At 67.7% G+C, this 17,300-nt stretch carries 12 protein-coding genes; 1 reads left to right on the plus strand and 11 read right to left on the minus strand.

What is annotated here, in order from left to right; all coding sequences use genetic code 11:
- Positions 1–103: 103 nt before the first annotated feature.
- The 6 genes from nifJ to pepF form a co-directional block, all read right to left on the minus strand.
- Complete coding sequence (gene nifJ, locus FYJ68_RS06465) at positions 104–3,661, minus strand: pyruvate:ferredoxin (flavodoxin) oxidoreductase (protein WP_154435193.1); 3,558 nt, start codon at positions 3,659–3,661, stop codon at positions 104–106.
- Between the two features lie 297 nt (positions 3,662–3,958).
- Positions 3,959–5,476 (minus strand): glycoside hydrolase family 32 protein, encoded by a 1,518-nt coding sequence (locus FYJ68_RS06470; protein ID WP_154435195.1) that lies wholly within the window; start codon positions 5,474–5,476, stop codon positions 3,959–3,961.
- A gap of 137 nt (positions 5,477–5,613) precedes the next feature.
- Positions 5,614–7,590 carry a PTS beta-glucoside transporter subunit IIBCA gene (locus FYJ68_RS06475; RefSeq protein ID WP_154435197.1) on the minus strand — a complete coding sequence of 659 codons (1,977 nt, stop codon included), beginning with the start codon at positions 7,588–7,590 and terminating at the stop codon, positions 5,614–5,616.
- Between the two features lie 244 nt (positions 7,591–7,834).
- A complete protein-coding gene (locus FYJ68_RS06480; protein ID WP_154435199.1) occupies positions 7,835–8,818 on the minus strand; it encodes a LacI family DNA-binding transcriptional regulator in 984 nt (327 codons plus the stop codon).
- 51 nt (positions 8,819–8,869) lie between these two features.
- On the minus strand, positions 8,870–9,388 hold the full coding sequence (locus FYJ68_RS06485; RefSeq protein WP_195837742.1) for a PTS sugar transporter subunit IIA: 519 nt from the start codon (positions 9,386–9,388) through the stop codon (positions 8,870–8,872).
- Positions 9,389–9,509: 121 nt separating this feature from the next.
- Complete coding sequence (gene pepF, locus FYJ68_RS06490; RefSeq protein WP_154435203.1) at positions 9,510–11,321, minus strand: oligoendopeptidase F; 1,812 nt, start codon at positions 11,319–11,321, stop codon at positions 9,510–9,512.
- Between the two features lie 193 nt (positions 11,322–11,514).
- Here pepF and pepI point away from each other — a divergent pair, with 193 nt between their 5' ends.
- Positions 11,515–12,423 carry a proline iminopeptidase gene (gene pepI, locus FYJ68_RS06495; protein WP_154435205.1) on the plus strand — a complete coding sequence of 303 codons (909 nt, stop codon included), beginning with the start codon at positions 11,515–11,517 and terminating at the stop codon, positions 12,421–12,423.
- 121 nt (positions 12,424–12,544) lie between these two features.
- Here pepI and asrC read toward each other — a convergent pair whose 3' ends face one another.
- From asrC to FYJ68_RS06520, 5 genes are all read right to left on the minus strand, one after another.
- Positions 12,545–13,534 carry a sulfite reductase subunit C gene (gene asrC, locus FYJ68_RS06500; protein ID WP_326832251.1) on the minus strand — a complete coding sequence of 330 codons (990 nt, stop codon included), beginning with the start codon at positions 13,532–13,534 and terminating at the stop codon, positions 12,545–12,547.
- 13 nt (positions 13,535–13,547) lie between these two features.
- Positions 13,548–14,345 carry an anaerobic sulfite reductase subunit AsrB gene (gene asrB / locus FYJ68_RS06505; protein ID WP_154435209.1) on the minus strand — a complete coding sequence of 266 codons (798 nt, stop codon included), beginning with the start codon at positions 14,343–14,345 and terminating at the stop codon, positions 13,548–13,550.
- A complete protein-coding gene (gene asrA / locus FYJ68_RS06510) occupies positions 14,338–15,414 on the minus strand; it encodes an anaerobic sulfite reductase subunit AsrA (RefSeq protein WP_326832252.1) in 1,077 nt (358 codons plus the stop codon). The genes asrB and asrA overlap by 8 nt, the downstream gene beginning before the upstream one ends.
- Positions 15,415–15,475: 61 nt before the next feature.
- Positions 15,476–16,237, minus strand: coding sequence for an ABC transporter ATP-binding protein (locus tag FYJ68_RS06515; protein ID WP_154435213.1), 762 nt, complete (start codon positions 16,235–16,237; stop codon positions 15,476–15,478).
- Positions 16,234–17,298: a FecCD family ABC transporter permease gene (locus FYJ68_RS06520; protein WP_154435215.1), complete on the minus strand. Its 1,065-nt coding sequence runs from the start codon at positions 17,296–17,298 to the stop codon at positions 16,234–16,236. The genes FYJ68_RS06515 and FYJ68_RS06520 overlap by 4 nt, the downstream gene beginning before the upstream one ends.
- Positions 17,299–17,300 lie beyond the last annotated feature (2 nt).

The raw sequence follows: 17,300 nt of genomic DNA on the forward strand, positions 1-17,300 counted from the left end.
CTGGTCGTCCCAATTCAAGCACATGCGCACCACGAAAAGGGCCGGACCGGGAATCAATCCCGGTCCGGCCCCATCGGTTCGCTAGGCTTTTAGCCCGGCTGGCCTACTCGCTGGCGTACATCTCCTTGAGCTTGAGAAGGTGCGCATAGCGGGCCATGGCCGCCTCCTCGTTCTGGGCGAAGAGCTCCTCTGCGCGGCCGGGGAACTCGCGCGTCAGGCGCGCGTAGCGGGCCTCGTTCATCAGGAAGTCCTGATAGCCGCCCTTCGGCTCCTTGGAGTCGAGCGTGAACTTCTTGCCCTCGGCAGCGGCGGGGTTGTAGCGGAAGAGGTTCCAGTAGCCGCAGTCGACTGCGCGCTTCATCTCCTCCTGGCAGTGCATCATGCCGCCCTTCTTGATGCTGTGCATCTCGCAGGGGCTGTAGCCGATGATCAGCGACGGGCCGTCGTAGGCCTCGGCCTCGCGGATTGCCTTGAGGGTCTGCATGGGGTTGGCACCCATGGCGACCTGGGCGACGTACACGTAGCCGTAGCTCATCTCGATCTCGGCGAGGGACTTCTTCTTCGTGTCCTTGCCCGCGGCAGCGAACTGCGCGACCTGGCCGAGGTTAGAGGCCTTGGAGGCCTGTCCGCCGGTGTTGGAGTACACCTCGGTGTCGAACACGAAGACGTTGACGTCGCGGTTCTGCGCCAGAACGTGGTCCAGGCCACCAAAGCCGATGTCGTACGCCCAGCCGTCGCCGCCGAAGATCCAGAAGGACTTCTTGGTGAGGAAGGACTTCTCCGCGAGGAGCTTCTCTGCCTCGGGGGTGCCGGCGCCCTCGAGCTGCTTCACGTACTCGGCAGCGGTGGTCTTGGAGCCCTCGGCGTCGCCCTTGGCCTCGAGCCACGCGGTCGCCGCGGCCTTGAGGTCGTCGGACGCCCAGTTGGACTCGAGCAGCGCCTGCGTCATCACGACGACGCGCTCGCGCTCTGCCTCGTAGCCGACCTCCATACCAAAGCCGTGCTCGGCGTTGTCCTCGAAGAGCGAGTTGTTCCAAGCGGGGCCGTGGCCGTTGGCGTCGGTGGTGTAGGGGCAGGTCGCCGCGGGGTTGCCCCAGATGGAGGAGCAGCCGGTGGCGTTGGAGATGAACATGCGGTCACCAAAGAGCTGGGTCACGAGGCGAGCGTAGCTGGTCTCGGCGCAGCCGGCGCAGGACCCGGAGAACTCGAGCAGCGGCTTGTGGAACTGGGACGCCTTGACGTTGGAGTCGCCCGCGAGCTCGTCCTTCTGGGTGACCTTGTTGACGGCGTAGTCCCAGACCTCGGCCTGAGCGGCCTCTTCCTCCTGGGGCACCATCGTGAGGGCGCCACCCTCCTTGACGTCGCTCTTGGGGCACATGGCGACGCAGTTGTAGCAGCCCATGCAGTCAAGCGGCGAAACGGCGATGGTGAACTTGTAGCCGGTGCCCTTGGGGACCTTGAGGTCGGTGGTGCGCATGGCCTCGGGTGCGGAGGCCGCCTCCTCCTCGGTCATGACGACCGGGCGGATCGTGGCGTGCGGGCACACGAACGAGCAGGTGTTGCACTGGATGCACTTCGAGGGATCCCAGCGCGGGACCATGACGGCGACGCCACGCTTCTCGTACGCGGACGCGCCAAGCTCCCACTGGCCGTCTGCGTGCTCCTCGAACGCGGAGACGGGCAGGTTGTCGCCCTCCATCTGGTTGATGGGCTGCATGAGCTCCCTGACCTGCTTGACGAGCTCCTCGCGGCCCTCGAGCTTGACCTCCTTGGGCTCATCGGTGGCGTTGGCCCAGTCGGCGGGAACCTCGAACTTGTGGAACGCGGTGGCGCCGGCGTCGATGGCCTTCCAGTTGGCCTCGACGATGGCCTGGCCCTTCTTGGCGTAGGACTTCTCGGCGGCGTCCTTCATGTACTTGAGGGCGTCCTCGGCGGGAAGCACCTTGGCCAGCGCGAAGAAGGCGGACTGGAGCACCGTGTTGGTGCGCTTGCCCATGCCGACCTTCGCGGCCAGGTCGATGGCGTCGATCAGGTAGACCGAGATGTTGTTGTTGGCGATATAGCGCTTGGCGACCGCCGGCAGCTGGCGCGCGAACTCCTCGTCGCTCCACTGCGAGTTGACGAGGAAGGTGCCGCCCGGCTTGACGTCGCGGACCATCTTGAAGCCCTTGACGATGTAGGAGGGGTTGTGGCACGCCACGAAGTCGGCCTTGGTGATGTAGTACGGGGAGCGGATGGGCGAGTCGCCAAAGCGCAGGTGCGAGATGGTCACGCCACCCGTCTTCTTGGAGTCGTACTGGAAGTACGCCTGAACGTACTTGTCGGTGTGGTCACCGATGATCTTGATGGAGTTCTTGTTTGCACCGACGGTGCCGTCGCCGCCGAGGCCCCAGAACTTGCACTCGATGGTGCCGGGCGCAGAGGTGTTGGGGGCATCGGGGTCCATGGGGAGCGACAGGTTGGTGACGTCGTCCACGATGCCCAGGGTGAACTCGCGCTTGGGCTCGTCCTTCTTGAGCTCCTCGAAGACCGAGAACGCAACCGCGGGGGGCTCGTCCTTGGAGCCCAGGCCGTAGCGGCCGCCCACCACGGTGATGTTGGAGAGGCCAGCCTCGTACAGGGCCGAGACCACGTCCTCGTACAGCGGCTCGCCCACGGAGCCGGGCTCCTTGGTGCGGTCGAGGACGGCGATCTTCTTCACCGTCTCGGGCAGGACGGCAACCAGGTGCTTGATGGAGAACGGGCGATAGAGGTGAACCTCGACCAGGCCGACCTTCTCACCGTTGGCATTGAGGTAGTCGATGACCTCCTTGAGCGTGTCGCAGAAGGAACCCATGCAGACCACGACGCGGTCGGCGTCGGGAGCGCCGTAGTAGTTGAACGGCTTGTAATCGGTGCCGATGCGCTTGTTGATCTCGTCCATGTAGTGCTCGACGACGTCGGGGAGCTCGTCGTAGAGCGTGTTGCAGGCCTCGCGGTTCTGGAAGAACGTGTCGCCGTTCTCGTGGCTGCCGCGGGCATGCGGGTGCTCGGGGTTGAGCGCGTGGTCGCGGAAGGCCTGGACGCTGGCCATGTCGAGCATGTCGCCAAGGTCCTTGTAGTCCCACACGGCGACCTTCTGGATCTCGTGCGAGGTGCGGAAGCCGTCAAAGAAGTTGAGGAAGGGCGTCTTGCCCTTGACGGCTGCCAGGTGTGCCACGGGCGAGAGGTCCATGACCTGCTGGACGTTGCTCTCGGCGAGCATCGCGAAGCCGGTCTGGCGGCACGCCATGACGTCGGAGTGGTCGCCGAAGATGTTCAGCGACTGCGTGGCGACGGTACGGGCGCTCACGTGGAAGACGGCGGGCAGCTGCTCTGCCGCGATCTTGTACATGTTGGGAATCATGAGGAGCAGGCCCTGCGAGGCGGTGTAGGTGCTGGTGAGGGCACCTGCGCCCAGGGAGCCATGAACGGTGCCGGAGGCTCCGGCCTCAGACTCCATCTCTACGACCTTGACGGGCGTGCCGAAGATGTTCTTCATGCCCTTGGCTGCCCACTGGTCGACGTGGTCGGCCATGGGGCTGGACGGCGTAATCGGGTAGATGCCCGCCACCTCGGTGTAGGCGTACGAGACGTATGCCGCTGCCTCGTTGCCGTCCATAGACTTGTATTTCCTTGCCATATCCTCTCCTTCGAAGCGATACGGTCCGCCACCAAAGGCGGCTGTTCCACACACGAACGCGCTTGGCGCCCCGTCTCTCGACGGCGTGCAGGACCGCGACTTGGATCCCCCATCCCAGTTTTGGCCACGATTCATAATAACGCAAAGCCAAGGGTCGGTTTCGTCCCCGAACATCCCTTTTGGCCGCGTTTGATGCATCGCGGCACGGGTGAGAAAACCCCTGCTAGATGGGCATCCAAGACGACGGCGGGGCCGGACTTGGCACCCGACCCCGCCGCCCATCCGTGCTACGGCTGCCTATACCCCGAGAAAGGTCCAGCCATCCAGGCGCCATGCGGAGTGGTCGCCCTGCAAGGTGCTGGAGACGCCCAGCCGGTCCACCCGGTCCGGATACCAGCGCGTGGTGAGCGTCACCTCTCCCCCGTTGAGGAATACCTCGACCACCGAGGTGTCCACGAGCACGCGGACGCTCCTGAGCGCGCCCTCGGACAGCGCCGAGAGGGGCACCCTGCGAACGCCCCTGCCCCTGCCCGCACGGCGGAGGAACGCGAGCTCCACCGCCTGCCCGACCACGGAGAGCTCGAGGTCGGCGTTGAGGCAGATCCTGCCGCCGCCTCGGATGCCGCTCACGATCAGGTCCAGCTGGCAGCCAGGGACGGTCGCACCCACCGCGCCGTCCATGCACACCATGTCGTAGGGAGAGGAGCCAATTAGCCCGGAGGTGCCATGGGCCCCCTCTGGCGTGAGGGCCACCCGCTCGCCACGGAGCGCGTCGACCTCGGCGACCGGCCACTGGCAGAGACGCCCCGCCGCGTTGGTGCTCAGCTCGCGGGGCACGGTGATGCTGCACTTCCAGGCCCGCGTGGGGTCGTCGTACTCGCCCACCACGTCGGGCAGCCCGATCCAACCCATGAGCATGGTCCTGCCGGACTCGTCCGTGAACGCCTGGGGAGCATAGAAGTCAAAGCCATAGTCCAGCTCAACGAACGATTCCGGGTCCAGGACGCGCTGGGGACCGGCTGCCTCCATGCGACCGACGTCGCCGCGTGCCATCTCCACCAGGTCACCCGGCAGGGGGAAGACGCCGCAGTTGTAGATGCTCTGGAAGGCGAGGTCGCGCTTGGGCACGCCCTGCGGGCACACGAGCAGGTACTGCCTGCCCCCCACCGCGATGCGCCCCGGGCACTCCCACATGTAGCCAAGGGGCCTCTCGCCCACGGTGCTCAGCGACCCCTCCATCTGCCAGTCGATGCCATTCCGCGAGTGGTAGAGAATGACCGCCGAGCGGTTCTTAACCGTACGCACGCCCAGGAGCATGTGGTACTCGCCGCCCTGCCCCCACACGTAGGGGTCGCGCACGTGGTTGGAGCAGTACGCGGGGTAGTCCGCGTTGGAGAGGACCAGGCGCTTGCAGTCAAAGTGGTCCCCGTCGTCGCTCACGCACAGGAGCTCGTTGGCCTTGCGACCGGCGAAGTCGTAGTCGTAGTTTCCGGGCTCCTTGACGTTGCCCGTGAGGTAGCACCACATCCTGCCGTCGCGAACCACGGCGGAACCGGAATATGACCCGTTGCGGTCGAGGTCGCCGTCGGGATGGATGGGGGAGCCGTGGAACTCCCACGTGCGGAAGTCGCGCGTGGTCCAGTGCGCCCAGCACACGCCGCGCGCCGGCCAGCTGGGGGTGTACTGGTGAAACACATGGTAGGTCCCGTCGATCTGGCAGAGCCCATTTGGGTCGTTGAGCGACCCGTTGGGAACCGTGATGTGATATGCGGGACGCCAGTCGTGCGCGGGATGCTCCGTGTTGCTGCCTGCCATGGGCGATTGTCTCCCCTCCCCCACCCGGGAGCTGACACGGGCGGGACGTCGTGCGATGTGTGCCTAGGCGAGACGCCCGTGCGCCGTCCCCGTGGCGGGGGGCGACGCACGGGCGGTCGGTGTGACTCCCGGCGAAACTAGGACAGGCTCACCAGGTCGTCCCCAAGGCCGACCTGACCGGTCTTCCCGGTGACCGAGCCGTAGTCGTCGGTGTTGGTGACCACGACCATGGTGGTGGTGTCGAGCCCCGCGGCACGGATGGCGTCGAGGTCGACGTCCATGAGCAGGTCTCCCTTGCCCACGTGCGCCCCCACCTGGGTGTGCGGCGTGAACGGGCCGCCCTTGAGGGTCACGGTGTCGATGCCGATGTGGATGAGGACCTCGGCACCGTTGTCGGACAGGAGCCCGATGGCATGGCCGGTCTCGGCCAGCACGGTGATGGTGCCGCTGACGGGGGCGTACACGGAGCCCTCGGAGGGCACGACCGCCGCGCCGCCGCCCATGGCGCCACTCGCGAACACGGGGTCCTTCACGTCGGCCATGGCGATTGCCTTGCCGGCGACGGGAGAAGCGATGACCTCTGCCTTGGGGGCGGGGACGCTGCCGGCGCCCTTCTCCTCAACGGACCTCTCCTCGGCCACGGCCTCGTCGGCGGCAGCCTTGGCCTCGGCGAGCGCCTGGCCGGCGGGCTCGGCCTGTGCCTCGGCGTCACGGTAGATCGTGCTGGTGAGGCCAAAGGCCACGCCAAAGGCGACCGCGAACATGATCACGTACTGCAGGGGCTGGGTGATGCAGAGCAGGATGCCAAAGATGCCGGTGACGCCGGTGCCGCTGGCTGCGAGGTGGAAGACATAGCAGCACAGGGCGCCGCACGCGGAGCCGATCATGCCGCAGACGAAGGGCTTGACCTTGGGCAGGTTGACGCCGAAGATCGCGGGCTCGGTGATGCCGAGCAGGCACGAGATGCCAGACGGGACGGCGAGCGACTTGGTCTTCTCGGAGCGGGTCTTGAGCGCGACGGCCAGGCAGGCGCCACCCTGGGAGATGTTGGCGGCGCTGGCGATGGGCAGCCAGTAGGTCACGCCGTACTGCGCGAGCATCGAGACGTCGATGGCGGTGTACATCTGGTGCAGGCCCGTGACGACCGACGGCGAGTAGATGAGGCCGATGATCACGTAGCCAATGCCAAGGGGCACGGAGAGCAGGAACATGAGCAGGCCGAGGATGTTGTTCTCGAGCCACACGAAGACGGGACCCACGAACAGGATGGTGATGTATGCGGCAAGCGACACGGAGAGCAGCGGGGTCAGGAACAGGTCGAACATCTCGGGCACGACCTTGTGCAGGCGCTTCTCGAAGAAGCACAGGATCCAGACTCCCACCAGGATGGGAATGACGTGGCCCTGGTAGCCGATCCAGTCGATGCTATAGACGCCGGGGATGACGTCGAGCGTGATCATGGTGCCCTTGGCGATGGCGTCAGACGCGCTGTAGGCGTTAATGAAGTCGGAGCTGATGAGCAGGGCTCCCAGGGAGGCGCCCAGGTATGGGTTGCCGCCAAAGACCGTCGCAGCGGAGAAGCCCAGCAGGATCTGCAGGTTGCCCAGCGCGCATGCGTTGATCAGCGAGGCGATGCGCCACCACACGTTGGAGGTGTCGAGCGCGAAGAACCCGGCGCCGCCGTCTGCCACGGGGGTGCCCATGTACTGCAGGGCGCTCATGATGCCCATGAGCATGCCGGAGGCCACGATGGCGGGGATGATGGGGACGAAGACGTCGGAGAGGACCTTGATGGCGCGCTGGAAGCCGTTGCCCTTGGCGGCGGCGGCCTGCTTGACGTCTGCCTTGGAGCCGCCGGTGATGCCCGCCTGCGCCACGAACTCGTCGAACACCTTGTCGACGGTCCCCGTGCCGTAGATGATCTGCAGCTGGCCAGAAGCCTGGAAGTTACCCTTGGCGCCCACGGCGTCCTCGAGCTTCTTCTTGTCGACCTTTGAGTCGTCCGCGATCACAAGACGCAGACGCGTCGCACAGTGCGCCGCCGACACGATGTTGCCGGGCCCGCCAACGGCCTCGAGGGCCTCCTTCGCGGCTTGCTTGTAGTCAAGAGCCATGCCCACTCCCCTTCGACTGGGACCGTTCCCACACCATGCGGAATCGCGTCCTCGCCCCAAACCCACGACTTCCACGAACGTCCTTTGGCATTTCGTATGAAATCGTTCTCACAATTCAGTGATACTCCAGGTTGTGGAGCTTGTGAGGGTTCGCCCCCAGGGTGGCGGCAGACGGTCGCTTATCTGCCATGAGCGGCAGTTGGGGGGAGGGGCCGCGCTCCTCTCCCCCAGCGCATCGCAACGATTACAGCGTGGAGTTGCGGCGAAGCACCCCGTAGCTCATGCGGACCTCACGGTCGACGTCGTCACGCTCGCCCATGGCGCCCACCAGCACCTTGGCCGCCTCCATGCCGGCGGTCTTGTAGTGGTGGTGCACCGTGGTGAGCGTGGGTGTGATGACGCGGGCCAGATCGGTGTCGCCCACGCCGGTGACCTGGACGTCCTGGGGGATGCGCCGCCCGTACTCGCGAAGACAGGTCATGGCGCCAAAGGCGATGTTGTCAGAGGCGCAGACCATGGCGTCTGCCTCCGGGTAGGCCTCGAGCAGCCGCTCGGCGGCAAGATAGCCCGCGTCCACGGTGAAGTCGCTCACGCACTGCGCACGCTCGGGCACCTCGATGCCGTGGTCGCGGCAGGCGTCCAGGAAGCCTCGGTGGCGCATCTGGCCCGCCGAGACGTCGTCCTCCAGCACGCCGATGAAGGCGGGGTGGGTGCCGTGCTCCAGCACGATGTTGGTGACGTCGAGAAGCGCGTGGTAGTCGTCGTTGAACACGCTCGTGCAGCCAGAGAGCTCCTGCCCCAGCACCACCACGGGCACGCGCGTCTCGCCCAGCACCTTGCGGTGGGCGGGGGTGATGACCGTGGCGATGAGCACGATGCCGTCCACGCGGTTGCGCTCCGCGAACAGCTTGAGGTACTCCACCTCTAGCCCCGTGTTATTGTCGGTGTTGGCCAGCAGCATCTGGTACTTGCTCTCGTTGAGCACCGACGTGAGGCCGGCTACCATGCGCGAGACGGACTGCGAGTTGATCTTGGGGATGACCACGCCCACCAGGTTGGTCTTCCCCGTGCGGAGCGTCTTGGCCTGCTGCGAGGGAACGTAGCCCGTCTCGTCGATGACCTGCTTGATGAGCCGGCGCTTCTCCTCGGACACGTAGCCGTCGTTGAGGTAGCGCGAGACGGTCGCCCGCGACACGCCCGCGAGACGCGCTATGCCGTTGATGTCCATGCTCCCCTCCCCTGGCAGCGTATGGGGTCGCGCACCAAGATGGCGGCGCGGCTAGATCACGCGCAGCAGCTCCTCGCCCTGCGCAACGGGGCCGAGGTGTCCCTCGACCTTTGAGGTGTCGTCCGTCGACATCACCACCACCATGACCGTGGCGGGAACGCCGGCACCGCGGATGGCGTCGAGGTCGGTACGCATGAGCGGCTGGCCCCCACGGACCACCTGGCCCTCGTCGCAGAGCAGGTCAAACGGCGCACCGCCGAGCCCCACCGAGTCGATGCCCACGTGGACGAGCACATCCAAGCCCGTCTTGGTGGTCATGCAGAGGGCGTGCTTTGCGCGGGCCACGACCGAGACCGTGCCGTCCGCCGGCGAGCATACCACGCCTGAGCTGGGCTCCACGGCCGCGCCCTTGCCCAGCATCCCGCTCGAGAACACCGGGTCGTCCACGTCGCTCATGCGCATCGCCATGCCCGACACGGGCGAGAGGAGCACCTCGCCCGCCGGGCGAGGTCTGGAGCCGTCGGTCGCGGGGAGGTCCTCCCCCAAAGCGCTTTTGTCAGCAACCGCCATGAGCAGGCACCTCTCGCCTAGAAACCAACAGAAACAGCCACAGGATAGCAGCGCGGAGGGACGCGGGGCGGCGGAACCGTCCCGCAAGCCCCGGAGGGTGGTCCCTCTCGCCTGCCGTCGCCTACAGCAGCGACGAGAGCTCGTCCACCAGCTCGGCGAACTGCGCCAGCGCGGCATCGACGGCCTGGCCGGACTCCATGTTCACCCCCGCCCCACGCAGGAGCTCGATGGGCGGCTTGGAGCAGCCGCCCGAGAGGAAGGCCAGGTAGTCGTCCACCGCGGGCTGGCCCTCGCCCAGGATGCGCTGCGAGAGCGCCACCGCGGCCGCAAAGCTCGTGGCATACACGTAAACGTAGTAGTCGTAGTAGAAGTGCGGGATGCGCGACCACTCCAGCGCGATCTCGTCGTCCGACTCGATGGCGGGACCGTAGTAGGCGTCGCAGAGCTGCCGGTAGCGCTCGCTCAGGGCATCGGCGCCCATCCCCTCTCCCCTGGAGCACGCCTGGTTTGCGTCGCGCTCGAACTCGGCGAAGAGGGTCTGGCGGTACAGGGTGCCGCGAAACTGCTCGCAGAAGTGGTTGATGATAAACGCGCGCTCGGCGGGGTCGTCCGCCTGCGAGAGCAGGTGGCGGGTGAGGAGGCACTCGTTGGTCGTGGACGCCACCTCGGCCACGAACATGGGGTACTCCGCGTAGCGCGCCGGCTGGGAATGGTTGCTGAGCCAGGTCTGCATGGCGTGGCCCATCTCGTGACACAGCGTGAACACGTCGTCGAGCGTGCCCTGGAAGTTGAGAAGCACCAGGGGCTCCATGCCGTGGCCGTCCGCGGAGTAGGCTCCGCTCACCTTGCCCGGCGTCTCGTACACGTCGATCCAGCGCGACGCGATGCCGTGCCTGACGGTGGCGAGGTAGTCGTCGCCCAGCGGGGCGAGCGCCCGGAGCATGAGGTCGCATGCCTCCTCAAAGGTGTAGCGGCGGTCGGGCGACTGGACGATGGGCACGTACGCGTCCCAGTAGCGCAGGTGGTCCACCCCCAGCGCGCGCTTCCTGAGCGCCATATAGGAGTGCATGGCGGGCGCGTTGCGGCGGACCGACTGAATGAGGCTCTGGTACACGGCGACCGGGACCTCGGTGGGGACCAGGGACGCCTCGAGCGACGAGCTGTACCCGCGCGCACGGGAGAAGAACGCGAGCTGCCGCATCTGGGCGGCGAGCAGGGCGGCACTGGTGTTGCGGACCTTGCCGTAGGTGCCATAGACGCTGTGGTAGGCGCTCTCGCGCAGCACGCGGTCGCGGGACTGCTCCAGCGGGACGAAGCTGCCGTGCGTCACGGGATGCGCCTCTCCCCCGGCGTCCACTGCGTCGGGGAAGCGGAGGTCGGCGTCGTTGAGCATGGTGAAGGCGAGTCCCGGCTGCGCCGCCATCTCGCCCGCCTGGGCCAGGAGTGCCTCCTCGGACTCGCCCAGCACGTGCGGGGCGAGGGCACGGATGCGGTCGAGCGCGCGACGGTAGAGCTCAAGACCGGGAGTCGAGCGGTACCAGCCCTCCAGGGTCTGGGCATCGAGGGCGCAGACGGCGGGCTCAAACCACGCCGCGGCAGCCCCCACGCGCGAGAGGAGCGAGGTCACCTGGGCGTTGAGGTCCTGGCAGCGGCTCACGCGGGTGTCCTCGTCCGCGCGGCGGCCGGCGTAGTTCCACAGCCTCTGGAGGCGCAGGGTGGCGTCGTCGTCAAAGCGCAGGTAGGCCAGGAGCCCCTCGCCCGACGCCGTGGCGGACTCCCTCTTGGATGCATACTCGTCGGGAATCGACTGGGCCTCCGCGAGGGCGCGCTCAAACTCGTCGTCGCTCGCGAAGAGCGACGAGAGGTCCCACCTGTACCGCTCCGGGACCTCTTCCCTGCTGGCGTATGCCCCCTGCCGGTCGTTCGAGCCCATGCCATTCCCCTTTCGTGCCGCACGCGGCGGCGTCGGTTTTCCCTCCCGATTGTACGTGCCGCCCGGCCAGTCGCAAGCGCCGCGCCACGGGAGTGCCAGCGCGTCTCTCCCCCGGCCCTGCGGTATCGTGGTTGGGCCACACGAGACCCATGCGCGGCGGGATGCCAGAGAGCCGTCGCGGGGAGGGAGCAGCATGCGCGTCACCGAGGGATACATGCCCTACCTGGGATACAGGACCTACTACCGCATCGTGGAACCGGATCACCCGATCGCGGGGCGCGCGCCTATCGTGCTGTTGCATGGGGGACCGGGCTCCACGCACAACTACCTGGAGACCCTTGACCCGCTCGCCGATCGCGACGGGCGCACGCTGGTAACCTACGACCAGATTGGCTGCGGGAGGTCGTGGGATGACTCCATGACCGACCACACCGAGCTCTGGGTCGCATCCACGTGGGTGAACGAGCTGGCCGCACTCCGCGAGCACCTGGGCCTGGGCGAGGTACACCTGCTCGGACAGTCGTGGGGAGGCGCCACCTGCATCATCTACCTGTGCGACCACAAGCCCGCGGGCGTGAGGTCGGTCGTGCTCAGCAGCACGCTCGCCTCGTCCCGCCTGTGGGGCGAGGAGGGACATCGCAGGCTGCGCTACCTGAGCGATGCGGAGCAGGACGCGTTCGCCACGGCCGAGCGGACGGGCGACTTCGACGATCCCGAGTTCCAGGCGGCGCTGGAGCGCTACATGGAGCTCTTCTGCTCCGGCCCCGTGACGGAGAACAGCCCCGAGTGCCTGCGCCGTCCCAAGCGCACGGGCCGGGAGTCGTACGTGCACGCGTGGGGCGACAACGAGCTGATGCCCTCGGGGACCCTGCGCGACTACGACTACTCCGACCGCCTGGGACAAATCACCTGTCCGGCCCTGGTGATCAACGGCACGCAGGACCTGTGCTCGCCGCTCATCGCCAAGCAGATGTATGACGCCATCCCCAACGCGCGGTGGGAGATCTTCCCCAACTGCCGCCACATGTGCTATGTGGACGACAACCCGCGCTACCTGGCCCTTTTGCAGGAGTGGCTCGACGGCGTCGACGAGGTGCGATAGCAGGGCGAGAGGGGCTGGGCGCCAGGACGCGTCGGCGTAAACCCCGGGCGCCCCGTCCCCACGCCGCGTGCCGTCATGGGGACGGGGCGCGACCCGAGGGCGCGCCACCGAAAAGGGTGCCCTAACGCAAATCGTTGTCCCGGTCGTAGCGCCTTGAGTCCCAGTACACGCGGGTGGCGCGCTGGCACTTCTCCCCCAGCTCCACCCCCTCGAGCGCCCACTTGCAGAACTCGTCGAAGCCCACGCGGTCCACGATGTAGCCTATGTGCTCCTTGCCCTCGGGCGCGTTGGGGTCAATGTACTCGTCAATGAAGGCGTAGGTGTTCTTCACGATCTTCACGATGGAGTCCTCGTCCACCCAGCGCAGCCAGTCCTGGGCCAGGCGCGGGTTCTGCTTGCCCGTGCGGCCCATGATCTTGACGCGGAAGTAGTGCTCGCTGCTGCGCGTCCACGCGCGCGTGGGGCAGTACACCACGCAGACGCCGCAGCCGATGCAGCGGTCCTCGTTGCGCACGACCTTGCCGTTCACCAGGCTGAGCGCGCTCACCGACCTGCGCCTGCACCATTCGACGCACTGTCCGCAGCCGATGCAACGGGCGGGATCGTACTGGGGCTCGGTCATGCCGATGACGCCAAAGTCGTTGAGGGCCACGTGCGCGCAGTCGTTGGAGCACCCGGTGAAGGCGACCTTCACGTGGCGGTCGTTGGGAAAGATCGCGCGGTCCATGCGCTGCGCGAAGGCGGTGGTGTCGTAGCAGCCGAAGGGGCACAGCCTCTTGCCGGGGCAGGCCACGACGTTGCGCGTGCCGCTGGCGAGGTAGCCGTGCTCGCTGTCACCCTGGTTGATCCCCGTGTCCTTGATGATCGAGCGCAGGAGCTCGTTGACCTTGGGCATGTCCTCCATGTGGATGCCCGGGATCTCGACCCCCTGCCGGTTGGTGAGGAAGATCTCGCCCCTCCCGTACTCCTCGGCGATCTCCACGATGCGCGCCATGCTCCTGGCGCTCACGAGCCCTCCGGGAACGCGCACGCGGCTTGCGGTCATGCCGCGCTCCTTGCTCACGCGGAAGGCGTTCTTCTTCATCGCCTTGACGTCGACGTCCTGTATCACGGCGGCCTCCTTCCTAGTCCAGCAACTGCTTGCTCTGGGTGTAGTTGAAGACGGGCCCATCCAGGCACACGTACTTCTCGCCTATGCGGCAATGGCCGCACTTGCCCAGGCCGCAGCACATCTTGCGCTCCTGGCTCACCCAGATGTTCTCCTCCGCCAGCCCGAGTTCGAGGAGCCCCTTCACGGAGAAGCGCATCATGGGCGGCGGGCCCACGACGACCGCCTGGGTGGTGGACGGGTCGCGCAGCGGCAGGTCTGGGATGAACTTGGTCACCAGGCCGACGTTGCCCTGGTATCCCTCGGGGGCGACGTCCACGGTGAGGATAAGGTCAAGTGCCTGGTCCCACCGTGCGAGGTCATCGCGGAACAGCATGTCGTCGGGGCTGCGGAAGCCCACGATCACGTGCTTGTCCCGCGGCGTCGCGCTCTCCGCGAGGGCGTTGACGACCCCGCGCACGGGGCTCACCCCCGTTCCACCGGCAACGACCACGCACTCGCCGTCCACGTAGCGGCTCACGTCGAAGCCGTTGCCGTACGGCCCGCGCAGGAGGAGCGACTGCCCCTCGTAGGCCTTGAACACCTCGTTGGTCACCACGCCCACCCGGCGGATGGTGAGGTCCACGGACTCCCCGGGAACGATGCCGCTCACGCTGATGGGGGCCTCGCCGTACTTGGGAACCGACACCTCGAAGAACTGGCCCGGGCGCACCTCTCCCCCAAACGCCATGCGGAAGGTGAACTCCTTCTGCGTGTGCTGGATCACCTGGAGCACCCTGGAGGGAAACGGCAGGTACGGGTTGCTGCTAGTCATCTGAGACCACGCTCCCCTCGTGCTGGGCATCCCAGGCGCTGACGGCGTCCGTGACCTTGTTGACGCACGCCGCGAAGCTGATGTACTCGGGGCAGACGTCGTCGCAGCGCCCGCAGCCAACGCACATGTCGTAGCCAAAGCGCTGGCGGAAGTCGTAGACCTTGTGCAGCACCTTGAAGCGCATGCGCTCCCCGTTGCGCTTGCGGTAGCTCGCGCCGCCCGCGACCGTGGAGTAGCCGTCGATCATGCAGCTGGCCTGGACGCGGCGCCTCTCACCCACCCTGCCGTTCTCGGTGTAGAGCACGTCCTGCATGGTGAAGCAGGTGCAGGTGGGGCACACCAGCGTGCACCTTCCGCAGCCTATGCAGCGGCGGGTGTATTCGTCCCACAGGTCGCTGGTGCGCACCTCCATCGGCATGGACCCGGGAACGCTCACGTGCACCTCGTTCTGGGAGACGTGCGCGGGCACGACCTCGCTGGCCCCCTTGGCGTGGCGCTCGAACAGCGGGCGCAGCGACTCTCCCTCGACCGCGCAGACGTAGCCGTCGCCCCGGCGCTCGAGCGAGAACTCCCAGTTGTCGGGGGCCACGTTCGTGCCCATGTCGACGCAGAAGCAGTGCTCAAAGCCCTCGGGGCACCCGATGAGCGCAAAGTGCACGCGCTCGCGGACCCGGCGGTAGAAGCTGTCCTCGGGCCCGTTGTGCAGGTACATGTCGTCGAGGCGCCTGACGCCGTGCAGGTCGCACGCGCGCATGAGGACGAAGACATCGCGGTCGTCGCCGCCCTGGCCGGAGCCGCCGGCGGGCCCGATGCCCCGCGCCTCTCTCACCTGGTCCTCGGTGAAGTAGAACAGCGTCTGCGAGAGGGGCGTGAGCAGCTCCTTGAACGAGTAGTCGCTCTTGGCGTCGAGCTCTATCTGCGAGGCGTCGTCCACGAAGTCGTAGATCACCTGGTCGACGTCGGTGAACCGGCCCGCGCCGACCTTCCGCACCGGGGCAAAGACCAGGTAGTCGCGCGCAAGCTCGCGGACCAGCCCGTCCAGCCCCTCCCCATCAAGCACGTATCCCACGCATCCCCCTCTCGTTCGCGCCCCGACGGGGCGCCCTTCCCTTTCCGTATCCCGCGCGCCATCACGTGCGCGTGAGCGCATACCCCCACAGCAGCCCGGGGCCCTCCTGCCGCTCCACGCCAACGCCAAGCGCCTGGGGCACCCTCCCGCTCGCGGCAACCTCCTCCGGGGTCCCCCGGGCGACCACGTCCCCCTCGGCCATGAGGCAGACCTGGTCGGAGGACGAGAATGCCGCCTCCACGTCGTGGGTCGCCACCACCACCGCGAGCCCCTCCCCCGCGAGCCGGCGGAGAAGGTCGGCGAGCTCCCGGCACCTGAGGGCGTCCAGGTGGGCGGAGGGCTCGTCGAGCAGGAGCGTCCCGCTGTCCTGGGCGACGACCATGGCGATGTACGCCAGCTGAAGCTCGCCGCCGGACACGTCCGAGAGCCACCGGTCGCGAAGCTGCCACACTCCCGTGAGCCCCATGGCTCGGCGCACGAGGGCCCGGTCCCTCTCGCCCATGGTCCTGACAGCGCCGAGCGTTGCGTAGCGGCCATGGCTCACCAGGGTGCGCACGTCCATGTGGGGACATCCCGGGTCCTGCGGCAGGTATGCGAGCCTGCGAGCGCGTTCGCGGTGGCCGAGCCCACGGACCTCCCTCCCGTCGACGAGCGCGCTCCCCTCGTACGGGAGGATCCCCGCGAGGCACCTGAGCAGGGTGGACTTGCCGCAGCCGTTCTTGCCCACGAGGGCGCAGACCTGGCCGTCCGCCGCCTGGAGGGAGTCGACCCGCAGGGTGAACCCGCCGTCGCGCCTGAACGAGAGCCCGCTCACGGAGATCACCGGGCATCACCCCCGCGTGCCGCGGCGACGGAGTGGGAGCGGCGGCCACGCCCCCTGCGCACGAGCAGCGAGATGAAGAACGGCGCGCCCAGGAGCGAGAGCACCAGGCCGACCGGCAGCTCGTACGGGAAGGCGACCGTGCGCGCCACGAGGTCGCACGCGACCAGGAGAGAGGCGCCCCACACCGCGCACAGCGCGAGTCCGGGACGGGTGCCGGGACTCGCCCACATGCGCACGAGGTTGGGGACGATCAGACCCACGAAGCCCAGGAGCCCGCAGACCGAGACCGCGGAGGCCGCGAGGACCGCCGCACACACGATCGCGGCGAGCCGGGAGGCACGAACGTTGAGCCCCAGGCCGTGCGCCGTCTCGTCGCCCAGGGCGAGAAGGTCGATGCCGCGGCCCAGGGCCACCGCCGCCGCGAGCGCCGCCGCCATCGCGGGGACGCCGAGGGCAAGCCGCTGGAAGGTCTGACCGGAGAGGCCGCCCAGGGTGAAGGCAACCCGGTCCGCCACCGACTCGGGCCAGATGGTCACGACGGCGTCGATGCCCGCGCCCATGAGGCTCGAGACCGCCACCCCGGCCAGCACCACGGTGCCGCGGCTGCTGCCGGCGCGACGCGAGACCAGGTACACCAGGAGCGTGGAGACGAGCGCGCCGACGAACGCCATGCCCTGCCGCACGACCGGGTGCCCCGGCACCAGCAGTGCGGCGACGAGCCAGAACAGCCCCGCCCCGGAGTTGACGCCCATCACGCCCGGGGAGGCAAGGTCGTTGTCGAGCGACGCCTGCAGCAGCAGGCCGGAGCAGGCGAGCGCCGCGCCGCAGCAGGCACCCGCGACCACGCGCGGGGCGCGCACGCCGAGCAGGACGAGGGACGCCGTGGCTCCGGCGTCACCTCCCAGGGCGAGTGTGCCGAGCGCGTTCAGCGAGTCGAGTGTGCCGAGCGCAGCGGTTCCCGTGACGAGGGAGGCGAGCGCGACGGCGACGAGCACCGTCACACCCAACGCGAGCGCCACACGGCACCGCGTGCCCGTCCTCTCTCCCCCGCCAGCGGACATGG

This window comes from Olsenella porci (assembly GCF_009695875.1).
Taxonomy (GTDB): Bacteria; Actinomycetota; Coriobacteriia; order Coriobacteriales; family Atopobiaceae; genus Olsenella_H; species Olsenella_H porci.

Excerpts from the sequence above, each read along its gene's own strand:
- pepF (WP_154435203.1), bottom strand. The coding sequence starts at position 11,321 with ATGGGCTCGAACGACCGGCAGGGGGCATACGCCAGCAGGGAAGAGGTC.
- FYJ68_RS06520 (WP_154435215.1), bottom strand. The coding sequence starts at position 17,298 with ATGTCCGCTGGCGGGGGAGAGAGGACGGGCACGCGGTGCCGTGTGGCG.
- FYJ68_RS06485 (WP_195837742.1), bottom strand. The coding sequence starts at position 9,388 with ATGGCGGTTGCTGACAAAAGCGCTTTGGGGGAGGACCTCCCCGCGACC.
- nifJ (WP_154435193.1), bottom strand. The coding sequence starts at position 3,661 with ATGGCAAGGAAATACAAGTCTATGGACGGCAACGAGGCAGCGGCATAC.
- pepI (WP_154435205.1), top strand. The coding sequence starts at position 11,515 with ATGCGCGTCACCGAGGGATACATGCCCTACCTGGGATACAGGACCTAC.
- FYJ68_RS06470 (WP_154435195.1), bottom strand. The coding sequence starts at position 5,476 with ATGGCAGGCAGCAACACGGAGCATCCCGCGCACGACTGGCGTCCCGCA.
- FYJ68_RS06475 (WP_154435197.1), bottom strand. The coding sequence starts at position 7,590 with ATGGCTCTTGACTACAAGCAAGCCGCGAAGGAGGCCCTCGAGGCCGTT.
- FYJ68_RS06480 (WP_154435199.1), bottom strand. The coding sequence starts at position 8,818 with ATGGACATCAACGGCATAGCGCGTCTCGCGGGCGTGTCGCGGGCGACC.
- asrB (WP_154435209.1), bottom strand. The coding sequence starts at position 14,345 with ATGACTAGCAGCAACCCGTACCTGCCGTTTCCCTCCAGGGTGCTCCAG.